This window comes from Methylobacterium sp. J-048 (genome assembly GCF_022829515.1).
Classification (GTDB): Bacteria; Pseudomonadota; Alphaproteobacteria; order Rhizobiales; family Beijerinckiaceae; genus Methylobacterium.
Genome location: NZ_JAKSYL010000120.1, coordinates 1 through 23113 on the forward strand (window position 1 = coordinate 1; position 23113 = coordinate 23113).

Here is a 23113-nt window from a genome sequence, read left to right on the forward strand (position 1 = left end):
CGAGGGCACGGCCGTGGTGCTGCTCTCGGTCGACCGGGCCCGGAACATCCAGGTCAACGTCTCGTATCGCAGCCGGGAGTTCGTGTACCTGCCGAGCCTGGACAGCCTGTACCTGCCCCGCGACACTAATGAGGTGGCCGCGTTTATCGACCAGCTGGCGCCGTTGCTGATCCACGTGCACTCGCTGGCGGGGCTGCGCTGGGACGCGGCCCGGGCGCTGATGGACCTCGTATCCGGGTCGGGGCGGCCCTATGCCTGGACGCTGCACGACTTCTCGCCGGTCTGCCACCGCGACCACCTGGTGATGCCGGACGGGCGCTATTGCGGCCTGGCGCCGGTGCCCGTGTGCCGGGACTGCCTGGCCGCGGACGCGGACGGCTACGAGGAGCCGGATCCGGAGGAGCGGCGGGCCGCGTTCGGGCGGTTCCTGGCCGGGGCAGCACGGGTGTTCGCGCCGTCGGCCGACACGGCCGGGCGGATCGGGGGCGTGTATCCGGAGCTGGCGATCACGGTGCGGCCGCATGTCGAGCACGACCGAAGCGTGCGATCCACCGCCCTGCGGCGGCCGGGCCGGGTGCGCCGGGTCGCTGTGCTGGGTGGAATCAGCATGCCCGAAGGTGGCCTTCTGCTCCAGGCCCTGGCCGCAGACGCGCAGAAAAGGAATCTACCGCTGCGGTTTGCGATCGTAGGCTTCTCCGATCCGACGCTCACGGATGGCCTGAGGCGGGCCGGCGTCACCGAGACGGGCCGCTACTCTACCGACGACCCGACGCTCGATCGGGTCGCCCGAGCGGCCCTGCAGATTGCCGAGACCAGGCAACACTGGGCGGACGATGAGATCCTCGACCTCCTGACGATGGCTTCCGCCGACTTAATCCTGCTACCGGCGATCTGGCCGGAGACTTATTCGTATACCCTGACCCTGGCTCTGCGAACCGACATGCCGGTGGTGGCCTTCGACCTCGGCGCCCAGGGCGACCGGCTGCGGGCCCATCCGAAAGGCCACGTCCTGCCTTACGCTCTAGCCAGCCATCCAGGGACACTGAACGACCAAATGATGGCGATCGACATCTCGGTCGGTGGGCCGCTCTCCGTGCCGGCTCAGGCAGCCGAATATGAGGACCTGATGGGCGACTACTACGCCCTCGACAACGTAAGGCAGGCCCCGTTGGCACATCCCGGCAACGCACTTTAGCCCAGTTTTTCGCCGAAGCAGGCGGAGAAACGCAGAGGCCACCCCGATGTCCGCTCTCCTCACGGCTCAGACACAGAAGAGCCCGGTCGAGTCCTACCTGCACGTCCTGCACGCTCTGATTCTGCGCGACATGCGCACGCGCTTTGGAGCGTCGATTTGGGGCTATGCCGTGGTGGTTCTATGGCCCTGCGTCCACGTCTTCATGTTGATCTCGATCTACACATTCCAGAAGCTGGCTGCGCCCCTTGGCGATAGCAGGCCGCTATTTTTCGCTACGGGCGCGGTCCCCGTCCTAGTTTTTCAATATATCTCACGCGAAGTGATGAAATCCGTCATCATGAATCGCCCGTTGACGTACTATCCTCAAGTCAAACTCTTTGACTTAGTTTTCTCCCGCATACTTGTCGAGATCGTTACAGGATTCCTGGCCTTACTCGTCGTCACCTCAGTATTAGTTGTCCTGGGTACCAATCCTATCCCAGCAAATCCGATCGCTGCAGTTTCCGGCTACGTGGCCGCGATTATTCTTGGGATTGGCGTCGGCACAATCAATGTAGCGATCATAGGGTTTTTCCCCGGATGGATGATCGGCTATGCGCTTTTTAGTATTATCATGTACATATCGAGCGGAGTCATGTTTCTGCCAAGCTTCATGCCCGACAAAGTTTATTATTGGATGAAATTTAATCCGGCCTTGCAGTGCGCGGAATGGGTGCGATCAGCATATTACCCATATGCCGGCATTCAAGTGGACTATTTATACGTGCTTATGTTTGGATTGACCTCAGCAAGCATTGGACTGGTGCTCATTAAACATGTAGTTAGCAAGCTGAATTCTTGAGTGCCATATACTTCACGCAGTCCAAAGTTCGAAATACTTCAGTTCGAAAGCTCGTGGGCAAAACATCTAAGGTGCTCATGTGGTCAAACGCATTTCGCATGGGGGATCAGTCCGACCGCACGATTCGGACATCCGGGGGGCAAGTGCCTTTGAAAGGACGCGGATCATCGTCCTCAAATCCATCTTGACGGACGGAACGCTATGGCAAATCGCTGGACTGGCAGGACAGTCGCTGATCTGGCTCGGTCCAAAGGATCGGTCAGGTCAATTAAGACCTCACCATACCGATGGTCACGCGGCCATCTGTGGCGTGAAGTGGGCGGGAGCACTATCGGTCTTGCTTATCCAGCCTTTCATCTGTACCCCGGCGGACGACCCCACCACCGATCAGCCGTTTGAACGGGCTGGCTTTGCCGCCCTGAAGTGAGCGGCGATACGCATCCGTGATACCTGTATGCCGGTCGCGCACTCGGCGTACCCGCGCGATCACTCCGACATCGACCACCGTCTTGGCCGCATGACAGGGCCTGCACAGCACCTGACAGTTTTCGAGCGACGCATCCTCGGTCAACGCTGCTGGCACGATGTGATCGTAGTGGAACCGCCCAACGTGCAGGGCGCATGGGCAGCGGCTGCCATCGGTCAGCACACCCTCGCATCGCCCCATCGCTCGGTCGAGGGCGGCGCGCAGGACAGCTTTTCTGAATTCCCGGCGGGGCATCACACCCCTCCCACGTCAGCAGTCGGGATCGGACCACCCAGATCGGCGGCGATCGCCGCGCGTTCAGGTCCGCTCTCGGCCAGTCGGTAGCTATGCAGTTCACCCGCCCCGCGTGTCGCGCAGGCGGCGAGCCACCCGAGAAAACCCGGATCGCCGGCTGGGCAGACGCGAACAGCGGCAATCGAGGCCTGTCCCTGCTCGTCGCGGCCCACGGCCAAGACGACCGCAGGATCTTCGGCGACGAGATCGACGGTATCGAGCGGCTGCACCACGACGACGTAGCGTCGGCCCGAGTGCCCCCGCCAAGCGCTCATAGCGAGGACAGGCGCGCCCCGTAAGCCCGTGCTCGTGCGTAGACGCTCCTCGCGAATCGCCGAGCGTGCCACTCGGTCGGACTTCAGCTCGCGCAGTGCGGCCGCCCAAGAGATGCTGCGATTGGACATGGCCGCCCTCACGCCGAGATCGGGGAGGGCGGTGCCAAGCGGCGGTCCGATATCCGACAGCTCCACAGTCTCAGCGTTGGGCGATCGAGCGGGGAGGGGGGAAGGGGGAGGGTAAAATCGGGGAGATACATGACACGCACCGAGTTCGCGGCGGGATCGGCCCCGCCACTGCCCCGACCCCGCACGCAGCCCAGTAGGCCTGCAGGGTGATGTCATCCTTCAAATGTCCCGCCCCGCTTGCGGGCGGCGTCCCTCAGTCGGCCGGAGCTTTGGCGCTCACGTCCGCCGGTCGGTCTTTGAATGATTGAGCGTCATACGAACCAGACACCTCCCGGTGCAGGATGGTTAAAAGGTATAAATGAATAGCATTCCCGATCCCGAGCCTTAAGTATGATCACATCAATGGTCAAAACTAGCTCGATACGACGGCACGATTGTTCAGGCACTCCGCTGCGTGGCGGTAGATAAAGCTTGCCTAGGGTGGCTTGCTCGTAAATGTCTTGTCCCGAATCGTGTATAAGCTTCTTCGTGGCAGACTGAGTAACGCTCCATTCGTCCGAGCAGTCCAGTGGAATATGCCCGCTGCTATCAGGAAGTTAGCGATGGCAATCTTACTTCCCCAATCGATCCAAATAATCAGTACTCAGTTGATACATCGTCCCGCCAATGCCGATTCGTGAGGCGAGCCGACCTGCCGCCACGGATCAACTTCACCCAGCCTCAGTCCAGTCGCGGTGCGACGCGCAGGCAACAATCAAGGCCTGGGCATGACGACCGTTTTCCTACTCACTGCCAGCGTCCATGAGAGGGGGGCGCAAAAGGCAGCAACCGACTTTCGGCTCGTCACACGGAATGCCGCCGCGAAGTCGTGCGGGGCAGGGCATGCATTGATGGGGGCCCGCGTCGGTCACAGCATGTGACGACGGCGGGCAGGTAGTTTGACCGACCGCCTCTGGTGCGAGCGAACAGGTGCTGTGATGAAAAGCCCGCCTCAGCATGCGCTGAGCGGGCTTTAAGCTCGTAAGCTGAGGGGTGTATCGGTACGGAGCCCGGTCTCGGTTCTGTGGCCCATGCGTCCGCGGCAAATCTCGAACCACCTCCGCGGGGTGGTCTGGAAGGGAAGCCTCCTGCGATGGTGACCGGCGCTTAACCCGCGCTCGCCACTTTGCAAACGACCATCATGGGAAGGCATATGCCGAAGCACATCACCATCGCGATCCCACACGATCTCGGCGCCGCAGAAGTGATCCGTCGCCTGGACCAACGGACCGATTGGGCGGTGCGGCGGTTGAAGCGCGAGAACATCTCCGTCACGATGACAGAGTGGGTCGAGGGCCGGAGGGCATTCACGGCGCGTGCTCTTGGACAGGACGTCCGAGGTAACATCGTCGTGGCGGGCGACATCTTGTTGCTCGAAGCCAAGATGCCCTGGACCATAGGCGTGTTTGCACCTTCGATCGAGGCGGCAGCCAAGCATTACGCGGCACGGCTACTCGCCACAGCTGAGGCTGCCTAAAACCTCCGAATGCCTTGCCTCAATCAGCTAACCATTGTTTTGCGGGCAAACATCGCAGCCGCAAACAAAACAGCGGATCCTGCGGCGATCAGGCTTATCATCAAGAGGCGCCGAGGCTCCGTGGCGGAATCTGCCTTTATCGGTGCGGTGATCATGTTGAAGAACTGCGGCTGCCGAGCGACCAAGATGCGTGCTCGGTCAAACGCCTTCCGAACCTCTTCGGCGTATTTGACTGCGCTTTTCCGCTCATGATCGAGAGCCTCGAACCGCGTCAGCGCGCTTGCGAGCTGACGTTTCTGGTTTGGATCCTGGCCTGTAGCCTGCCGTTCGATTCGAGCGATGTTGTCATCGAGATCTCTGATTTGCTGCTTGATATCGATGATCCGACGAGACTCTGGGCCGAGATCTCGCTGGCCGATCGAGAGCTGAACGGCCAAGTTGATGCGGGAGCCTCGCAGCTCTGAGACGAGCTTGAGATTGGCCTCGTTAGATTTTTGAGCATCGAGCAGGCCTTCGCGATTGCGCAGATCCGTTTGAGCGAGGTCAAGCTTAGAGACGCGATCCTCAGCGATCTTCAGTTCACGCGTGCTCTCAACCAAGGCATCCTCACGTGCCCTCAAACTGAGGTTGCCCAGCATCTGCTCGGCATCATTCAGGATTGCTTGTGTGATCGCCAGGGACTCGTCTGGATCAAACGCGTCTACCGTCAGTCCCATGATGCCCGAGGCGGACTCGACATCGATGGACACCCGCCGTTTCCAGTAGCGAAGAGCTTTCTCAATCGGCTTCTCAGGGTTGAGCCGGGACGCGAAATCGACGCTGTCGCGGCCGAACCATTCGCGGATCGGCAGCTGGGCCTCGATCTGCTCAAGCATCGGCCGGCTCAGGATGTACTCCTGGGTGATCAGCGTGTCCTGGGCGACCGTCGAATTCACCACGCCGGCATTCGTACCGACTGCATCAGGGGCCGCCTTATCGGCCGTACCAATCGAGGGGCGGATGGCGAACTTCACCTCGGTCACGTACCGATCCGAGGCGATGAGCCCATAATACAGAGCGCCCGCCAGCGTCGGCACCACGAAGCAGAGAGCGAACAGGATCAGGATCCAGGGATCGCTTTTGACGTGGCTCTGGTAGGACGTCACACCCTTCTTGCGGTCCCGGAAGCTGGGAACGTTTGGTAACCGCTGCAGGACCTTGGCGATCGCTTTTTGATTCTGAGGGGCGGCGATGGGCTGTCCGCCGGCCTTCCGAGCTTCCATATTCATGGACCAGTCCCTGGCGCTGGCGATCCGCGAGGTTTCGAGACTCGGCCGGATACCGGCGGCCTCAGTGCGGCTGTGCGCATGGGCAGTCCCATCAGCTCGCGGCAAAAGCATGTCGGCCCTAGCGCGATCAGTTCCGCGCCGATCTCGATGGCGTGATGGATCTCCGGGATGGTCAGGAGCTCGCTTATGGATGTGAAACGCAGAGCGACATTCTCGTCGTCACCGTTTCCCAGGCATCCTGGTCCGGGACAATCCTTGCGAAGCCGTACTCGGACGGACCCGATCGATCAGTGCCTCTGCGGCCGTCGCGGTCGGCTGAGACCTTCAACGACGCCAACCTGGCCGATTGCGCCGAGCGAGAGGTCTGCCAGCGGCTACGCGCTGATCCTCGAAGGGTCGAGACCGGACGCATGACCCAACAGCTCGCCGACCGCCACGGCGCACGCATGAACGCGATTGCGGAAGCTCCGTGCGAAGGCCGACAGCGAGGGTGCGAGCAAAGACGTGTTGGCGCCTTGCTGGGGGGTGCAATCGGGACTTCGGTTCCGCTCCGCTACTGCAGATGGATGCGTGCGAGGGCCATCTGGTGCGTCCGGCATACTGCGGTCGAGAGCGGTCCGGGTCGGTCATCTCGGCCGCTCAACAACGATCGATCGCATGCCGCAGCTAAGGCATCGAGCGCTGCCGACAAAAATGCCATCAAAACCAGGGCCAGAGCCGAGCCGACGGAGATCAAAGCAAATATCATTGCGAGGGTTTGGGGAGCTGTCATGGCGAACCTCCTCAGTTTCTAGTGGGTCGCCCTCAGTATTTGGGATGACGGAAGCCGCAACGCCGTGCGGATCAGCACTCATCTCAACCGCCGCGCAGACGCTTCGCAAAACGGGTGTTTTGTGCTCGTCACGGCCGAGGTGCTCGATATCGCGGGGGCGGCATGAGCGCGACGGCTGATTTATGGCGAGCCATAGCCGCCCGCATGCGCACCATTTGACAGGGCGGGTGCCGACACGACTGGCGACGCGGACGCAATCTAATCGTGTGGCCTGGCAGACGCTTGGGAATCGTTGAACAACGCGATCGCTGCCCGAAATGCGGAGCGTCGCGTCAGGAGACTATCTTCTGATCGCACGCCGGTAGTCAGCCGACACTTCGGTCGCGATGGACCGAAGCATCTCCGAGATCTGGACCGTCGTCCGGCGCTACAGTGCCGGCGAGTTCGCCCACATCGCCAAAAGGGATCGCGCCCATCGTCATGACGAGACCGTGGAGATCCCGTACCGAATGCGCAATCCACCTTGAAGCGGCCGATAGGGTCAGTACACCACCCTGCTGATACCCGGGCCGAACGCTACCAGACCGTCCCTCTCCACGACCCCCATAAAGGCGCGGTAGGCATCCCGCTCGGTTGCGAAACGCTCCTGCCACTCCGTGCTGCCGCTCGCCATGTGGACGACCGCCAATTGCCAGGGATCCTGCGTCCCAGCCAACCGATAGATCTCCACGTCAACGGTCTCACCGCCACGGGTGAACGAGCCAGACAAACCCGAGTGCTCGAACTCGCGATCGTCGTCCACGGCCGGCTTTCTCAGGTCCGTTTAACGTCGCCGACGAACCGACTCATATGCACCACGACATCATCGCTGTTGGGCCTCACCCCCGCGCTCTTTGGATGCGCCTCAGCCTGCTCAACGCGCTGAGCGATTTCCATAAACACGATCTCGACCGAGGGCGGCCAGGGCACATCGTTGTCCTGAAGCATCTGGGTGGCCCTGACCAACATATGGAAGCGGCTCGGCTGAATCGATGTGCCGGCAACGTGCTGATCGAGGATCCGGTCGGCCAGTGCTGTCGCCAGCCCGGCGACCTCCACGAGTTTGCTGGGCTGGGCGTCAACGTCTGCCATCTCAGGTAGTCCCTCGCTTCCATCGGCTAGGAGCGCAGCTCCGCCTCGCCCCTTCAGGGAGTTTGCGCCCTGTATCCGCCGTCAAATCAATCGGGCCGACCCGTACTAGCTCATGGACGGAGGAGGGGCGTATCCATCGTGCCGCAGTCAGAATACCCCGCCAATTCCGCACACCGGCTGCCCCTTGTCGCCGTTAAGTCAGATCTATCAAAATGATACAATCTTCGAAACCAGATCCTCAGGGCTGCCATTGTCCACTTTCATGCGAGGAGGCCAGAGCCATGACGATCACTGCCTCGATCAACACGGTTGGTGTCGTGCGCGCGACCGAAATGTTGCAGACGGCGCGCACGGATGCAGCGCTCGACCATCGGGAAGGACCGCACATCGTCTCGGTCGAGATCGCTCGCGCGAACGGGAGCGAAGCACAGGACCGAGCGGGCGGCCGGCTACTCCCACCTTCGCAAAAGCGGGTCGTCGATATTCGCGTCTGAAGCCGATTAGGCCCCTCGGACCAGAGCTACGTTCAGGACGACACCGGCAACAAATTCCGGTCGGGCCCGGTCGCAGCGCCAGACGGACCCAGCACATGCCGATTGCCAGCCCGGCGGCGCAGGGGGACCAAGCTCCCCTTCGCCATACCGCGCCTCAGCGGCGCTCGATCTCCCGTCGAACGGGGTTGCGGCGGCGCAGCGGGGGAGGGGGCACCGTGCGGGCGGTGAGGTGGTCGAGCGCCTGCGAGGTACTGTCGACCTGGTCGTCGTGCCGTCCGTTCGGGAAGGCCAGCAATTCGCCGACGTAATCGGCGAGCCACGGCGCGTCTGCGGGCAGATGCACCTGCCCGGCTTCGAAACGGGCCGCCTGCGCCAAGAGACGCGCTTCTTTATCAAAGCGCGAGCGATGGAGAATCGCCGAGAGATGACCGGTACGCCGTAGATCCTGACGGAGGGCACGCCCGAGCTCGGTATCTTCGATTAAAGTGGCGTCCGCACGCCAATGCCGGCTTAGGCTCACGATCTCCCGTCGAAGCTCGGGCGCTTCGAGACGTTCGCGCACCACATCGAGCAGATAGTAATCCAGACCGAGAGCCCCCCAGACCGTGCCGACCGACCAGTCGCTCGTCTCCCCCAGCGTCGAGGCGGTATCCCAGGAGACCACCACCCGTTCAAAATCTTCAGGCCAGTCAGCCTCCGCGCAGTAGCGCAGCCAACTCCTTCGGATCACGTTACCTTCCGCCGGCACCGGCGCCTGCTGGTACTGTGCACTGTAGGTCAGCGTGCCGAGCTGACGGCGTAGCCCCTCCAGGACATCGCGCGGTTCGCGCTCGGGCTGCAACACCTCACCGCGAGCGCGCCGGTGGATGTGCCCCAACCGGTCGCTCAGCCGGAACTCTTCATCCTGGACGGCCATGGCGGGCAACTCCACCACCGTCCAATCCTCTGGTGCTCGCTCGCGAAGGTACCCGCACAGATCGTCCGCGTGCAGGCGCTGCATCACGACGACGATCGCGCCGTTCGCTTTGTCGTTCAAGCGCGAGACCAGCGTACCTTCGTAGAACTCGATCACCCGACGCCGCTCGGCCGCCGAGAACGCGTCGATTGCCTTCATCGGATCATCGACCAGGATCACGTCGGCCCCGCGACCGGTCAATCCGCCGCCGAGCCCGACCGCTAGCCGCCCGCCGCGCAGCGTGGTCGACAGCTCTAGGTCGCGCTGGCGCCGGGGGACGAGGATGCAATCCGGAAATAGCTCTCGGAACCACCCGCTCTCCATGACAGAGCGGGTATCGAGGGACAATTTCCGGGCGAGATCGGCAGCGTACGAGACCGCAATGATCCGTCGGGTCGGATCGTGTCCGAGAAGCCAGGCGGAGAACGCCACCGAGACCGTGATCGACTTCATTGAGCGCGGCGGCACATTGATGATCAGCCGCTTAAACTCGCCGCGGGCGACACGTCTGAGCTGCCAAGCCAAGTGATCGTGATGCCAGCTATGGAGGTAGGGTGTTCCAGGCTCGAGCGCCTGGAACGTTCGATGCACGAAGGCAGCGAGTTCGCTGCGCAAGAGGGCCCGCATTATGCGTCCACGATCAATCGTCGTCATCGTCATCCGCCGCCTCCGAACTATCATTGGACGAATGCTGACCACCTTCATCGCCTTCACAGGCTGGGATGAACTCCGATTGCCCGTACTGACGCAGGATCTCCTCATCATCTTCTATGCGATCTGCGTCCGCTCTCACGGCGGGTTGATCATCCACTCTGCTCTCAATCCGAGCGGAAAGTTTCTCGATAGCGCCGAGATCTCCGGCTAAAGCTTTCTGCCCCCAAAGCATCAAAACGGCGGCATAGAGGCTGGTCTTGCGCGCGCCCTCACGGCCATTGACGGTGACTTCGCAGTCAAAAAACAGCTCATTATAGAGCTTATCGATAGTCTTGCGGTTTGGCCGCCCCCGTGGGCGGCCGGCGGGATTGCCCGATTGCCCTTTTTGAAATCGATTCTTACGAGGAGGACGCCCGGGGCCAACAATGTCATCATCATCCATCGCTAAACCTCAAGAAAATCCAGCATATTACAAAGTAACACACCAGCACGCCATAACTCTCACGGAGAGCTTTCGACGCCTTGGAATGCCCTATGCGCGAGCTGCGCTCGGAATTTCCGTCAGGCTCAGGGGACGAACCAAAGTTCGTTGGCGCCACTCTCTGAGAGCGGCATCGACCAAAGTAATATCGACGACTGACATCGTCAAGCATCGATAAAATATCGATTTTGTGACAACTTAAGATACGTCCGTACTGATTCTTTGCCAATTGATCGAGCGCGCAACTGGTTGATCTGAAAAGGCTTGCCTAGGCGCCCACCATTGCGAAAGGCGCCAAGATCGGAGTGGGCGGCAAGAGGCGATGGTTCGCCGCCCTTCCTGCTGGGTCACGCCACGTGAGTTCGTGTGCGCGTCCGCATGCGCGGAGGAGGTGATGCAATCGAAGCGTGCCGAGGTCCGTCGGCCTTAGATTGAGCTGCCCTTGGGAACGCTCCCGGCCGTTCAGACACAGATGAAGCAAGAGTTTGCGCCTCCAGGCGGACCCGCTGCATCTCTCCGAGGCTCTGCCCGGTCTCAGCGCACACGGCTGTGCCCCCGGTCATCCGCTCCCACCGGCGGACCGCGACCTGGGCGTAGCGCGGCTCGATCTCGACTGCCCGCACGTGCCGGCCGACTTGCTCGCCCGCCAGGATCGTCGTTCCGGAGCCGACGAATGTGTCCAGCACCACTGCCCCCGGTCGCGTCACGTCCTTCAGAGCGTCTGCAACCAGCTGCAAAGGCTTGACGGTCGGATGGGCAGCGAGATCCGCGAGCCGTTCCGCGCCAAAGCCATTGGCACCGGCATAGGTCCAGACGTTCGACCGGTTCCGGCCATGGCGCCCCATCTGGACGTTATCGCGGTGACGAGCCTCGCCGACCCGGAACACCCCGATCAACTCGTGCTGATTTCGGTAAAGCCCGCCCTGTCCGGCGTTGGTCTTGTTCCAGACGACTAGGTTCAGGTAGGCGCCGTAGACACTCGTAGCCGCTTCAATCAGATTCTGGACGTGGCGCCAGTCGATACACACGAAGTGCACCGCCCCCGACATGGAGACCCGGACCGCGTTTCCCAGAGCGGCGACGAGGAACGCCACGTACTCGTCCCGGCTCATCTCGCCGGCCGCGAAGGCGAAATCCGGGTGCTTCGCCTTTCCACGCGTGCTGAGCTCGGCCTGAGCGAGATTGTACGGGACGTCGAGGAAGGCACACTCGATCGACGCGCCCGCGCGCAGCCGGTCCAACAGATCTGGATCGCGCGCGTCACCGACGGCGAGGCGATGATCTCCGAGGTGAAGCAGGTCGCCTGAGCGAAGGACGAATGGCTCCTGCAGCAGCCCAGGATCGACGTCATCGCCACCCCCGTTCAAATCGGAAAAATCGACGGTCAAGCCGTCGAGTTCAGCGATCTCAAACCCCGTGTCGGAGATCTCAAAGCCGGCCTCTTGGAATAGGACCGTCAGCTCCGGAAGCTGCTCAGCGAGCCGCTTCCGGTTGAGGCGTGCGTCCTCGCCGACGCGATTGTCGGAGAGCAGGAACGCGCGCTTTTGCGCCTCGGACAATCCGAAGACCTGCACAATCGGTATCATCTCGGATTGAGAGCGAACGGCCTCGACCCGAGCATGGCCGGAGAGGATCATGTAGTCCTCGCTGACGACCACCGGCGCGAGCGGACCCGTGAACTCGATGGCCCGGGCGAGTTTGTTGATCTGCTGTCTGGGATGAGCGCGTACGGCGGCCGGATTGGGTTTTAGCGTACCGCATGGGCACAGGCCGTATCGCGCCTGGAGTCCGGGCCTGATCTCGATACGAGGCGCGCCATCGAGGGGCAGCGCGTTAGACCGGTTTGACAGCGCCGCGAGCTGAGATCTTTGTATCGTCATCGTAGGTCTCCAAAATCGGAGACCGATAGCGAGGCAACCGCGCAACGACCGCCGACATTCCCCCTTGCGCACCGCGCTAGGCTCTGGGGAATCTGTCGAAGTCGCCGCGACATGTGGAAGGCTGCCGCCGCTGAACTTTTGGTGAAGCACAGCTACCAATCGAGATCGGTCGCCTGTGACTGCTTGCTTATCAGCAAAGCCCAATCAACTTAGATCGACGTCAGCGCGGTTTCAAGGCTCAGCAACATTGAACAAAACAAGAACATAAATACCGGAAATATGGACGTGACGACAATACCGTCCGGCGGACGCGAAACCGACCTCGAAAGTGATCTATCGGGCGATGTGAATAGCGTTTTGAGATCGATGTCTCCCTGTTTCTTTCCCTGGTGCAGGGAGCACATCGCCCTTGGGTGTCAACCGTTGTGGAGGCAAGCGATTCACGGCATGAGGGCTGAGAGCGCATCCCAGCGCCGGAGCCGATGGAAACGCCGTGGGCAGTCTAAAATTCGGAACGAGTGGCTTGCGCGGTCTTGTGACGGATCTCGTAGGCTGGCCGAGCTACGCATACGCCAGCGCGTTCTTTCGATCCGTCTCAGAAGACGGGGATCGACGTGCGGTGGTGATCGGACGGGACCTGCGCGACAGCAGCCCGAGCATCGCCGCGATGGTGGCGCGCGCTGCTACGGCTGCCGGCTTCGAGGCGATCGATTGCGGGGCCCTGCCGACCCCGGCCCTCGCGCTTGAGGCGATGCGGCGCGGCGCCTACGCCGTCATGGTCACGGGCAGTCACATCCCCGAGGACCGCAACGGCCTGAAATTCTATCGGCCCGACGGTGAGATCACCAAGGACGACGAGGCTGCTATCCTGGCAGCCCTAGGGGATGTCACAGCCGTCGGCCAGATGCCGACAGCGGTTCCAGCCACTTCGGAACCCAGAGCCATCGCGCGCTACCATCGGCGCTACAGCGACGCCTTCGCGCCCGAGATCCTGAAAGGCCTGCGCATCGCGGTCTACCAGCAGAGCTCGGTCGCACGCGACCTGCTGACCGAGCTACTCACAAGCTTTGGGGCGAGCGTTACGCCGATCGGCCGGTCGGAGACGTTCGTGCCGATCGATACCGAGGCGCATCGCCCCGAAGATATCGCGTTCATCGCTGAGGTCATGGCATCCGGTGGCTTCGACGCGCTCGTGACGACGGATGGCGACGCAGACCGGCCCCTGGTGGCCGATGGCGCCGGGCGGATCGTGCGCGGTGATGTGCTCGGGCTGATCACCGCCTGCTACCTCGGCGCCGATACAGTTGTCGTCCCGGTGACGGCTGGTTCGGCGCTCGAGCAGTCCGGTGGCTTCGGCCGAGTCATGCGCACCAAGGTCGGCTCCCCATTCGTCATCGCCGGCATGGAGCAGGCACAGCGAGCCGGGGCGCGGGCCGTCGTGGGGTTCGAGGCGAATGGCGGGTTCCTGCTCGGATCGGATGTCGTCCTGGGGGATAAGACTATGCCCGCTCTGCCGACGCGGGACGCGATGCTGCCTATCCTGGCCACGCTCGCCGCAGCGCGCGCGGCCGGCACGTCGCTGGCCGATCTCGTGACTTCCCTCGATGCGGGGGAGATGGCGAGCGACCGGCTTCCGAACACGCCCTCGGAGCGAAGCGGCGCCTTTCTCGAGCACCTCCGCGAGGAGGCCTTCCGAGGCGAATTCCTCCAGCCGATCGGTACGCCGCAATCGGTTGATGAGCAGGATGGAATCCGAATCGGGCTCGACGGCGGACGGTCGATTCATTTCCGGGCTTCGGGCAATGCCCCGGAATTGCGATGCTATGCGGAGGCCAAGACGGCGCGGGACGCTCAAGACCTCGTCCGCTGGGGGCTGACGGCTGCGGCGGCCGCCATGACGGACCAGGCCGGACGATCGTAAAGGCCATGATAGCCAAGGCTGCGTCACGATAGATTCCCGCATCCCGGCCCGATACCGCTCCGGGCCTCAAAGGCTGCCGTATGATAAAGTCCCCCGTCCAAGACATTGACACCCAATACATTCGTCGGATTCAGCAGCAGCAGATCGAACTGGCGCTCATCAAGGCTGAGCGCGACACGGCCGTGCGGGACCGCAATTTGGCACGGGCCCATTCCGAGGCCATGACCAAACTTGTCGACGCCTTGCTGGCGAGCCTCCGGCCCTACGGGTTCAGCCGCAAGCGCTTCGTGTTTGCCATTCGCAAGGCGGCGCGCGCCATTCCGGATCGCGAGCCCGATTCGCTCCAGCATGCCGTCCTGTTCGACGGGTCGAACCGGGTTCTGGGGGGCCAGCCTTCCGGCGGCCTCCGGCGCTGAGCGCGCACCGTCCGAACACGTCGCCGTATCGATCGATCCGAGTCAAAAGGTGGAAGACAGGTCCATGGATGTCGAGCTCCTGACGGTGTTCAACGCCTTGATCGAACTCAGGAATAACCTGGACACGGAGCCCCATCTCCTCAGCTCCGAGATCGAATTCCTGGCCTTCGCCACGAAGATGGCCCCATATTCCAACGCCCAGCTGCTGCAGGATCTCTGGGTCCTGTACGAGCTGAAGGAGAAGCGGAACGGCTATTTCGTCGAGTTCGGCGCCTGCGACGGCGTCAGCCTCAGCAACACGCTCCTGCTCGAGAAGACCTTCGGCTGGCAGGGCGCCCTGGCGGAGCCGGCCCGGGCCTGGCACGCGGCGCTCTACGGCAACCGGAACTGCTACATCACCGACAAATGCGTCTACAAGACCGACGGGGTCGAGGTGCTGTTCAACGAGGTCGATATCGGCGAACTGTCGGGCATGAACGACTTGGTGGAAGGCGATTTCCACGCCCGGTTCCGCCAGGAGGGCCGGCAATACCCGGTGCAGACGATCTCGCTGGAGCACTTCCTCGCGGAGGCCCGCGCCCCCAAGCGGATCGACTATATGAGCATCGACGTGGAAGGCGGCGAGTTCGACGTGCTGCAAAGCTTCGATTTTACGCGCCACGACATCGCGCTCATCAGCGTCGAGCACAATTTTTCGGACAGCCGCGAGAAGATCCACACGCTGCTGACCGGCCTCGGCTACCGCCGCCGGTTCCGGCAACTCTCTCTGTTCGACGATTGGTACGTGCGTCCCGATCTCGTCGCCGCGCACGCCTGACGGAGTCCCCTGTCGTGTCCGCGCAGACTGCGATCGAAATCCTCGATTCGATGTTCGACCTGTTCAAGCAGATGGGCAGCGGCATCGCGCTCGATCTGCAATGGTTCGAGATCGCGCGGCGTCTCCAGCTGGTTCGCCGGGAGGTCGCCTGGTCGGCCGATATGGCTTTCGTGGCGACGAAGCTGAAGGCGCATGCCGCCCACTACGCGACCACCTACCGGCCGCACGAGGGGTCGGAACGGATCCGGAAGGCGAACGCCGACACGCTCGATAAGGTCGTGGAGCAATATTCGATCCTCCGCGCCCATCTCGAACAGCAGGTGCCGGCCTCGTAAGCCTCGGATCGGGCCAGCCGCCGCGCTGCCGCCCTGACAACTCGCCTACTCCGACAACCGACCCGAAACCACCCCGTTGACTGGGTCCGGCCAGCCGCTATCGAAGCCTCAAGACACAGAGAGTCCGCGCAGGAACGTGGACCCTGAGGAAACGCCGGGCCTGCGTGCCCACACCAGGAGGGCCGCCCATGTCGTCGCCATTCCACCTGTCTCGTCGCCGGTTCCTGTCCGCCAGTTCGACGGCGGTCCTCGCCGGAACCGTGGCGATGCCGCACGTGGCCCGGGCGCAGCGCGCGGACTTCACCTACAAATACGCCAACAACCTGCCCGACACGCACCCGATGAACATCCGCGCCCGCGAGATGGCGGAGGCTCTGCGCGTCGAGAGCGGCGGCCGGTTCGACCTGAAGATCTTCCCCACGAGCCAGCTCGGCTCGGACACCGACACGCTGAGCCAGCTGCGCTCCGGCAGCGTCGAGTTCTTCACGATGTCGCCGCTGATCCTCTCGACCCTGGTGCCCAACGCCTCGATCAACGGCATCGGCTACGCCTTCCCGGATTACGGCGCGGTCTGGCCGGCGATGGACGGGGAGCTCGGCGCCTGGGTCCGGCAGCAGATCGCCAAGGCCAACCTCGTCGCCATGGAGAAGATCTGGGACAACGGCTACCGCCAGACCACCTCCTCGACCCGGCCGATCGCCAGCCCGGACGATTTCAAGGGCTTCCGGATCCGGGTGCCGGTCTCGCCGCTCTGGACCTCGATGTTCCGGGCGTTCGACGCTTCGCCCGCCTCGATCAACCTGAACGAGACCTACTCGGCCCTCCAGACCAAGATCGTCGAGGGCCAGGAGAACCCGCTCGCGGTGATCGCCACGACGAAGTTCTACGAGGTGCAGAAATACTGCTCGCTCACCAACCACATGTGGGACGGCTACTGGTTCCTGGCGAACCGCCGCGCCTGGGAGCGCATCCCCGAGGACCTGCGCACGATGGTCGCCCGGCACATCAACGCTGCCGGAATGAAGGAGCGGGCCGACGTCGCCAAGCTCAATGCCAGCCTGCAGGACGACCTGACCAAGAGCGGCCTGGTGTTCAACAAGCCCGATCCGGAGCCGTTTCGCGACAAGCTGCGCAAGGCCGGCTTCTACGCCGAATGGAAGGGCCGCTACGGCGAGGAGGGCTGGTCCCTCCTGGAGAAGGCCTGCGGGAAGCTCGCATGAGCGGCCCGGCGGGGCCGGCGCCGCGCGGCGGCGTCGCGCCCTGTTCGCGGCGGGTGATGAACCTCGCCCATTTTCTGCGCCGGGCGGCCCGCCGCTGGCCCGCCGCGATCGGCCTCGCCTGGGGCGAGCGGACCTGGAATTGGGGCGCCCTCAACGCCCGGGTCGACGCCATGACGGCGGCGCTGGTGGCCCGGGGCGTCGCCAAGGGCGACCGGGTGCTGGTCCAGGCCCGCAACGGCAACCAGTTGTTCGAATCGATGTTCGTCTGCTTCCGGCTCGGCGCCGTCTGGGTGCCGACGAATTTCCGGCAGACGCCCGCGGAGGTCGCCTATCTCGCCCGCGCCAGCGGCGCCTCGGCGCTGATCTGCGGCACCGAGTTCCCCGACCACGCCGCCGCGATCCGCGCGGCCGCGCCCGAGCTGGGCCTGGTGGTCGAGATCGGCGGCTCCGCCTTCGGGCTGGATTACGACGCCATGGTCGCCGCGCATGCCGGGGAGGCGGCCCCGACCGCCGATGTCGAGCACGACGATCCGTGCTGGTTCTTCTTCACCTCGGGCACCACCGGCCGGCCGAAGGCGGCGGTGCTCACTCACGGCCAGATGGCCTTCGTGATCAACAACCACCTCTGCGACCTGATGCCGGGCACCACGGAGGCCGACGCCTCCCTGGTGGTCGCGCCGCTCTCGCACGGGGCCGGCATCCACCAGCTCGCCCAGGTCGCGGCCGGCGCCAAGACGGTGCTCACCGGCGGCGCGCGCCTGGACCCCGCGGAGGTCTGGGCCCTGGTGGAGCGGTGGCGCATCACCAACCTGTTCACGGTGCCGACCATCGTGAAGCTCATCACCGAGCACCCGGCGGTCGACGCCCACGACCACACCAGCCTGCGCCACGTGATCTATGCCGGCGCGCCGATGTACCGGGAGGACCAGAAGCGGGCGCTGCAAGCGCTTGGGCCGGTGCTGGTCCAGTATTTCGGCCTCGGCGAGGTGACCGGCAACATCACCGTGCTGCCGCCCCGCCTGCATGCCGCCGAGGACGGGCCGGGCGTGAAGGTCGGCACCTGCGGGTTCGAGCGCACCGGCATGCAGGTGCAGATCCAGGACGGGGCAGGGTGGGAATTGCCGGCGGGCGAGACCGGCGAGATCTGCGTCTGCGGCCCGGCGGTGTTCGCGGGCTACTACGACAACCCGGACGCGAACGCGGCCGCCTTCCGCGACGGCTGGTTCCGGACCGGCGATCTCGGCCATCTCGACCCGGAAGGGTTTTTGTTCATCACCGGCCGCGCCTCCGACATGTACATCTCGGGCGGGTCGAACGTGTACCCGCGCGAGACCGAGGAGAAGCTTTTGCGGCACCCGGCCATCGCCGAGGCCGCGATCCTGGGGGTGCCCGACCCGGCCTGGGGCGAGGTCGGCGTGGCGGTCTGCGTCGCCCGTCCCGGGGCCGAGATCGGCGAGGCCGCGCTGATCGCGTGGCTCGCCGGCGAGGTCGCCCGCTACAAGCTGCCGAAGCGGGTGTTCTTCTGGGACGCATTGCCGAAATCCGGCTACGGCAAGATCACCAAGCGGGCGATCCGCCAGGAACTCGAGGATCGCGGCTGCCTGCCCCTCGACGCAGGCCCTTCCGCCAAGCGGTGACAGTCCGGACGGCAGCATTCGCTGCACCGCACAGGCCGGATACAGCTCCCAGACCAAGCCGGTGAAGATTCCGTCTCCGCTGCATGCTTCCCCTGCATGGCAGGCTGCTTGAGCCCCCCCCTGACACGTGATCCCAAGCAGGGCCATATTGCACTGCAGCAACCGGGCGCGTGGGCCCGGTCCTCGTTCGGGATCAGGCACGATGGCGACCCTCGCGTATCTCGTTGGCTTTCGCGCCGAGCGTTCGCTCCTCGGCCAGGTCGCGGACCGCCTCGAAGGTGCGCTGAAGCGCGTCGCCAACGGTCGCTATGCCGAGCAGCGCGAGCGCATCGCGCGCACCGGCGGCGCCGGGATGATCTGACGGGCAGAGACGCCCTAAGTCAGACGCGCCCGCGCGGCCTCCACCACCGCTTCGGCCGTGATGCCGAAGTGGCGGAACAGCGCCTCGGGCGCGCCGGACGCGCCGAAGCCGGTCATGCCGACGAAACCACCGTCCTCGCCGATCCAGCGGTCCCAGCCGAAGCGCAGGGCGGCTTCCACGGCGACCCGGACCGTATCCCGCGGGATGACCTGCCGGCGATAGGCCTCGTCCTGCGCCGCGAACGCCTCCCAGGACGGCATCGAGACCACCGCGGTCGGCACGCCCTCCGCCTGGAGCAGGTCGCGGGCCGCGAGCGCCAGCGCCACCTCCGAGCCGGTACCGATCAGCGTGACCCGCCGCGTCCCCTCGGCCTCCGCCAGCACATAGGCGCCCCGGGCGCAGCGATTCTCAGGCCCGCCCGGCCGGCGTAAGGCGGGGAGCGGCTGCCGCGAGCAGATCAGCGAACTCGGCCCGTGCCGGTTGGCCAGCGCCATCTCCCAGCATTCCGCCGTCTCGACCGCGTCCGCGGGGCGTAAGACCAGCATGTTCGGGATCGCCCGCAGGGAGGCGAGGTACTCCACCGGCTGGTGGGTCGGGCCGTTGCGGCCGATGGCGATCGAATCGTGGCTGTAGACCGTGATGACCGGCAGGTTCATCAGCGCCGCCATCCGCAGCGACGGGCGCATGTAATCCGAGAAGACCAGGTAGGTGGCGCCCACCGGCACCAGCCCGCGATGGGCCGCGATGCCGTTCATCATCGAGCCCATGGCGTGCTCGCGGATGCCGTAATGCAGGTAGCGCCCGGAGCGGTCCTGCGCCGTGAAGGCGTGGAGCTCACCCTTGTGCCGGGTCGGGCCTTCGAGATCCGGCGCGCCGGAGAACAGCTCCGGGATCGCCTCCGACAGGGCGCCGACGATCTCGGCGGAGACCTCGATGCTCGGGCGCGCCGCGCCGGCGGCGGCGAAGCGGTCGCGCTGGGTCCGGAGCGCGTCGCGCCAGGTCTCCGGCAGGCGGCCGGCGCTCACGCGGTCGAACTCCGTCCGGATCGGGGCGGGCAGGGCCTCACGCCGGGCCTGCCAAGCCGCATAGGCCGCACGGTTGCGCTCGGCGACGCCCCTGCGCCACGCCGCGGCCACGTCGTCCGGCACCGTGAAGGCCGGATGGTCCCAGCCCTTCGCAGCCCGGGCCTCGGCGAGGTCGGTCTCGAACACCCGCCCGCCATGGGCGCCGCGCTGGCCCTCCAGCCGGGGCAGGCCGCGGCCGATCACGGTGCGGCAGGCGATCAGGCTCGGACGCGGATCGCCCTGGGCGAGCCGGATCGCGGCCGAGACCGCCTCGACGTCGTGGCCGTCCGCGTCGATCACCTGCCAGTCGGCGGCGCGGAAGCGGGCGCGCACGTCCTCCGAGATCGACAGGTCGGTGGCGCCGTCGTCGGTGATGCGGTTGTCGTCCCACAGGAAGGTCAGCTTCGCCAGGCGCAGGTGGCCGGCGAGCGAGATCACCTCGTGGGCGAGGCCCTCCTGCAGGCAGCCGTCGCCGACTAGCGCGTAGGTGCGGTGATCCACCAGGCCGGGACCGAACTCCGCGGCGAGCTTGGCCTCGGCCACCGCCATGCCGACCGCGTTGGCGATGCCCTGCCCGAGGGGCCCGGTGGTCGCCTCGATGCCGAGTTCGGGGGCGAACTCCGGGTGGCCGTGGGTGTGCGAGCCGAGCTCGCGGAAGCGCCGGATCTGCTCCATCGGCAGGCCGGCATAGCCCGCGAGATGGAGCACCGAATAGAGCAGCATCGAGCCGTGCCCGTTCGAGAGCACGAAGCGGTCGCGGTCCGGCCATTCCGGATCGGCCGGGTTGCACGTCAGGTGGCGGGTGAACAGGGCCACCGCGATCTCGGCGCAGCCGAGGGGCGCGCCGGGATGCCCGTCGCCCGCCCGCTCGATGGCGTCGAGGGACAGGAAGCGGATCGCGTCGGCCATCCGGGCGGTGAGGGCGTCTTGGGTCTCTGGCATGGCGGTGGCTCGGGGTTCAGGCGTGCGTCGGGGTTTCCAAAGGGCGCAGCCCTTTGGCGGGGTATCGGGGCGGAGCCCTGATGGAGCGGTCGTCGCCGTGCAGCAGGGCTTTGCCCTGCACCCACGAAAGGTCTCGGACCTTTCGGGTCCGCGATGTCAGAGGAACCCGATCGAGAACCAGGGGACCAGGATGATGACGACGAGGCCGATGAGCAGGGCCAGGATGTAGCCGACGATCGGGCGCATGCCCGCGTCCGGATGGATCCGGCTGATCGCGCAGGCGGCGTAGTAGCCGACTCCGAAGGGCGGGGCGAACAGCCCGATGCCCATCGCCAGGATCACCACCATGGCGTAGTGGACCTCGTGCACGCCGACCTGCCGGGCGATCGGGAACAGCAGCGGGCCGAACAGCACGATCGCCGGGATGCCTTCCAGCACCGAGCCGAGGACGATGAACGCGCCCGCCGACACGAACAGGAAGCCCACGGCACCGCCGGGCAGGCTCTTCATCGCCACCGCGAGCGTCTGCGAGAAGCCCGACTGGGTCAGCGCCCAGGCCATGCCGGTGGCCGCGCCGATGATCAGCAGGATCGCCCCCGACAGGGTCGCAGTCATCACCAGCATCGGGTAGAGCCGCCGCCAGTCGAACTGGCGGTAGATCAGCAGCCCCGCCAGCACCGCGTAGACGATGCCGATGGTCGAGACCTCGGTGGCGGTGGCGATACCCTCGACCACCGCGAAGCGGATCACGAACGGCAGCGCCAGGGCCGGCACCGCCACCACGAGGGCGCGGCCGATCACGCTCCGCGACGGCCGGGCGACGTGGCTCAGGTCCTCCCGGCGGTAGCGCCACCAGACCAGGGCGCAGAGGGTCACGGCCAGGACCAGGCCCGGCAGCAGGCCGCCGGTGAACAGGGCCGTGATCGACACGCCGGTGACCGAGCCGATGGTGATCAGCACGATCGAGGGCGGGATCGTCTCGGTCTGGGCGCCGGTGGTGGCCAGCAGGGCCACGAGGTCGCCCTCCTTGGCGCCCCGCGCCTTCATCTCGGGAAACAGTACGGGCGCGACCGCGGCCATGTCGGCGGCCTTCGAGCCGGAGATGCCCGAGACGAGGTACATCGCCCCGACCAGAACGTAGTGCAGGCCGCCGCGGACGTGGCCCAAGAGCGAGGCCAGGAACCCGACCATGGCGCGGGCCATGCCGGTCATCTCGATCAGCAGGCCGAGGAACACGAACAGCGGCACGGCGAGCAGGATCAGGTGGCTCATGCCCTCGTCCATGCGCCCGACCACCACCATCGACGGCGCGCCGGTGGTCAGCGTGATGTAGGCGTAGGTCGACAGCCCGAACGCGAAGGCGATCGGCACGCCGGAGAAGACCAGGGCGCCGACGCCGAGGACGAAGAACAGCAGCAGGTTGAGGTTGCCCAGGCCCGCGAACACGGGCTGGAGGGCGACGAGCCCGGCCGCGATGCCGCCGCCCAGGGCGAGCGCCCCGACGGTGAGGCGCCAGTCGGCGGTCTCCAGCAGGCGGATCACTGCGACCAGGAGCATCAGGCCGAAGCCGATCGGCAGGGCGGCGGCGCGCCAGGCGTTGTTGAGCTCCAGCGCGGGGGTCTGGACGAAGCTCTCCTCGCTGGCGAACTCGAAGGCCGGCTCCAGCACCAGCGCCACGAAGATCAGGCCGGCCACCAGCGCGACCGTCTCCAGGAAGGCGCGCAGGCGCGGACCGCACATCGCCACGATGGCGGTCATGCGCATGTGCTCGGCGCGGCGGAACGCGACCACGGCGCCCAGCATGGCGAGCCACAGGAACAGGATCGCAGCTAGCTCGTCCGACCAGACCAGCGGCTCGCGGAAGACGTAGCGGCTAACCACGCCGCCGAACAGCACGCCGATCTCGGCCAGCACCAGCAGCGCCGCCGGGATCTCCACGAGGTAGCCCAGGGCCACGTCCAGCTTGCGCAGCCAAGTCCGGGCACGGAGCGGCGGCCCCGCCAGCTCAAGCCCGGCCGCGCTCTCGACGGCCGCGATGTCGATCTGCAT

Annotated in this window: 20 protein-coding genes and 1 pseudogene; 11 read left to right on the forward strand and 10 right to left on the reverse strand. The window is 65.0% G+C overall.

Annotated elements, in window-relative coordinates:
- Both MKL09_RS09370 and MKL09_RS09375 read left to right on the forward strand, forming a co-directional pair.
- Positions 1 to 1195: pseudogene (locus MKL09_RS09370) on the forward strand (glycosyl transferase); the annotation flags it as partial.
- A 46-nt stretch (positions 1196 to 1241) separates the two neighbouring features.
- Positions 1242 to 2036 (forward strand): ABC transporter permease, encoded by a 795-nt coding sequence (locus MKL09_RS09375; RefSeq protein ID WP_244019716.1) that lies wholly within the window; start codon positions 1242 to 1244, stop codon positions 2034 to 2036.
- 328 nt (positions 2037 to 2364) lie between these two features.
- On the opposite strand, the gene MKL09_RS09380 is transcribed toward MKL09_RS09375, so the two are convergent.
- Together MKL09_RS09380 and MKL09_RS09385 are read right to left on the reverse strand one after the other, a co-directional pair.
- The gene (locus tag MKL09_RS09380; protein WP_244019718.1) at positions 2365 to 2757 is read right to left on the reverse strand and encodes an HNH endonuclease; all 393 of its coding nucleotides are present in this window, start codon (positions 2755 to 2757) and stop codon (positions 2365 to 2367) included.
- Positions 2757 to 3200: a hypothetical protein gene (locus tag MKL09_RS09385; protein ID WP_244019719.1), complete on the reverse strand. Its 444-nt coding sequence runs from the start codon at positions 3198 to 3200 to the stop codon at positions 2757 to 2759. The genes MKL09_RS09380 and MKL09_RS09385 overlap by 1 nt, the downstream gene beginning before the upstream one ends.
- A gap of 1192 nt (positions 3201 to 4392) precedes the next feature.
- On the opposite strand from MKL09_RS09385, the gene MKL09_RS09390 reads away from it, so the two are divergent.
- Positions 4393 to 4716, forward strand: a complete 324-nt coding sequence (locus tag MKL09_RS09390; protein ID WP_244019720.1) for a polyhydroxyalkanoic acid system family protein — start codon at positions 4393 to 4395, stop codon at positions 4714 to 4716.
- Between the two features lie 23 nt (positions 4717 to 4739).
- On the opposite strand, the gene MKL09_RS09395 is transcribed toward MKL09_RS09390, so the two are convergent.
- From MKL09_RS09395 to MKL09_RS09405, 3 genes are all read right to left on the reverse strand, one after another.
- Positions 4740 to 5984, reverse strand: coding sequence for a capsule biosynthesis protein (locus MKL09_RS09395; protein ID WP_244019721.1), 1245 nt, complete (start codon positions 5982 to 5984; stop codon positions 4740 to 4742).
- Positions 5985 to 7297: 1313 nt separating this feature from the next.
- Complete coding sequence (locus MKL09_RS09400) at positions 7298 to 7558, reverse strand: hypothetical protein (RefSeq protein WP_244019722.1); 261 nt, start codon at positions 7556 to 7558, stop codon at positions 7298 to 7300.
- An 11-nt stretch (positions 7559 to 7569) separates the two neighbouring features.
- Positions 7570 to 7887, reverse strand: coding sequence for a hypothetical protein (locus MKL09_RS09405; protein ID WP_244019723.1), 318 nt, complete (start codon positions 7885 to 7887; stop codon positions 7570 to 7572).
- Between the two features lie 281 nt (positions 7888 to 8168).
- Here MKL09_RS09405 and MKL09_RS09410 point away from each other — a divergent pair, with 281 nt between their 5' ends.
- Positions 8169 to 8381 carry a hypothetical protein gene (locus MKL09_RS09410; protein WP_244019724.1) on the forward strand — a complete coding sequence of 71 codons (213 nt, stop codon included), beginning with the start codon at positions 8169 to 8171 and terminating at the stop codon, positions 8379 to 8381.
- Positions 8382 to 8535: 154 nt separating this feature from the next.
- Here the strand turns inward: MKL09_RS09410 and terL are convergent, their stop codons facing one another.
- The 3 genes from terL to MKL09_RS09425 all read right to left on the reverse strand — a co-directional run bounded on the left by terL (position 8536) and on the right by MKL09_RS09425 (position 12351).
- Entirely contained in the window at positions 8536 to 9996 is a 1461-nt protein-coding gene (gene terL, locus MKL09_RS09415) for a phage terminase large subunit (RefSeq protein ID WP_244019726.1), read from the reverse strand.
- On the reverse strand, positions 9977 to 10432 hold the full coding sequence (locus tag MKL09_RS09420) for a DUF5681 domain-containing protein (protein WP_244019728.1): 456 nt from the start codon (positions 10430 to 10432) through the stop codon (positions 9977 to 9979). The genes terL and MKL09_RS09420 overlap by 20 nt, the downstream gene beginning before the upstream one ends.
- Positions 10433 to 10818: 386 nt before the next feature.
- The gene (locus MKL09_RS09425) at positions 10819 to 12351 is read right to left on the reverse strand and encodes a DNA modification methylase (protein WP_244019730.1); all 1533 of its coding nucleotides are present in this window, start codon (positions 12349 to 12351) and stop codon (positions 10819 to 10821) included.
- 493 nt (positions 12352 to 12844) lie between these two features.
- Here MKL09_RS09425 and MKL09_RS09430 point away from each other — a divergent pair, with 493 nt between their 5' ends.
- From MKL09_RS09430 to MKL09_RS09460, 7 genes are all read left to right on the forward strand, one after another.
- On the forward strand, positions 12845 to 14272 hold the full coding sequence (locus tag MKL09_RS09430) for a phosphomannomutase (RefSeq protein ID WP_244019732.1): 1428 nt from the start codon (positions 12845 to 12847) through the stop codon (positions 14270 to 14272).
- 80 nt (positions 14273 to 14352) lie between these two features.
- Complete coding sequence (locus tag MKL09_RS09435; RefSeq protein WP_244019734.1) at positions 14353 to 14688, forward strand: hypothetical protein; 336 nt, start codon at positions 14353 to 14355, stop codon at positions 14686 to 14688.
- Positions 14689 to 14752: 64 nt separating this feature from the next.
- The gene (locus MKL09_RS09440; protein ID WP_244019735.1) at positions 14753 to 15505 is read left to right on the forward strand and encodes an FkbM family methyltransferase; all 753 of its coding nucleotides are present in this window, start codon (positions 14753 to 14755) and stop codon (positions 15503 to 15505) included.
- Positions 15506 to 15519: 14 nt separating this feature from the next.
- Positions 15520 to 15840 carry a hypothetical protein gene (locus MKL09_RS09445; protein WP_244019736.1) on the forward strand — a complete coding sequence of 107 codons (321 nt, stop codon included), beginning with the start codon at positions 15520 to 15522 and terminating at the stop codon, positions 15838 to 15840.
- Positions 15841 to 16028: 188 nt separating this feature from the next.
- Positions 16029 to 17060 carry a TRAP transporter substrate-binding protein gene (locus tag MKL09_RS09450; protein WP_244019737.1) on the forward strand — a complete coding sequence of 344 codons (1032 nt, stop codon included), beginning with the start codon at positions 16029 to 16031 and terminating at the stop codon, positions 17058 to 17060.
- The gene (locus MKL09_RS09455; RefSeq protein ID WP_244019738.1) at positions 17057 to 18697 is read left to right on the forward strand and encodes an acyl-CoA synthetase; all 1641 of its coding nucleotides are present in this window, start codon (positions 17057 to 17059) and stop codon (positions 18695 to 18697) included. Before MKL09_RS09450 ends, MKL09_RS09455 begins: the two co-directional genes overlap by 4 nt.
- A gap of 202 nt (positions 18698 to 18899) precedes the next feature.
- The gene (locus tag MKL09_RS09460; RefSeq protein WP_244019739.1) at positions 18900 to 19058 is read left to right on the forward strand and encodes a hypothetical protein; all 159 of its coding nucleotides are present in this window, start codon (positions 18900 to 18902) and stop codon (positions 19056 to 19058) included.
- 14 nt (positions 19059 to 19072) lie between these two features.
- Here MKL09_RS09460 and tkt read toward each other — a convergent pair whose 3' ends face one another.
- Together tkt and MKL09_RS09470 are read right to left on the reverse strand one after the other, a co-directional pair.
- Positions 19073 to 21064: a transketolase gene (gene tkt, locus MKL09_RS09465; RefSeq protein ID WP_244019740.1), complete on the reverse strand. Its 1992-nt coding sequence runs from the start codon at positions 21062 to 21064 to the stop codon at positions 19073 to 19075.
- A gap of 156 nt (positions 21065 to 21220) precedes the next feature.
- Complete coding sequence (locus MKL09_RS09470) at positions 21221 to 23113, reverse strand: TRAP transporter large permease subunit (RefSeq protein WP_244019741.1); 1893 nt, start codon at positions 23111 to 23113, stop codon at positions 21221 to 21223.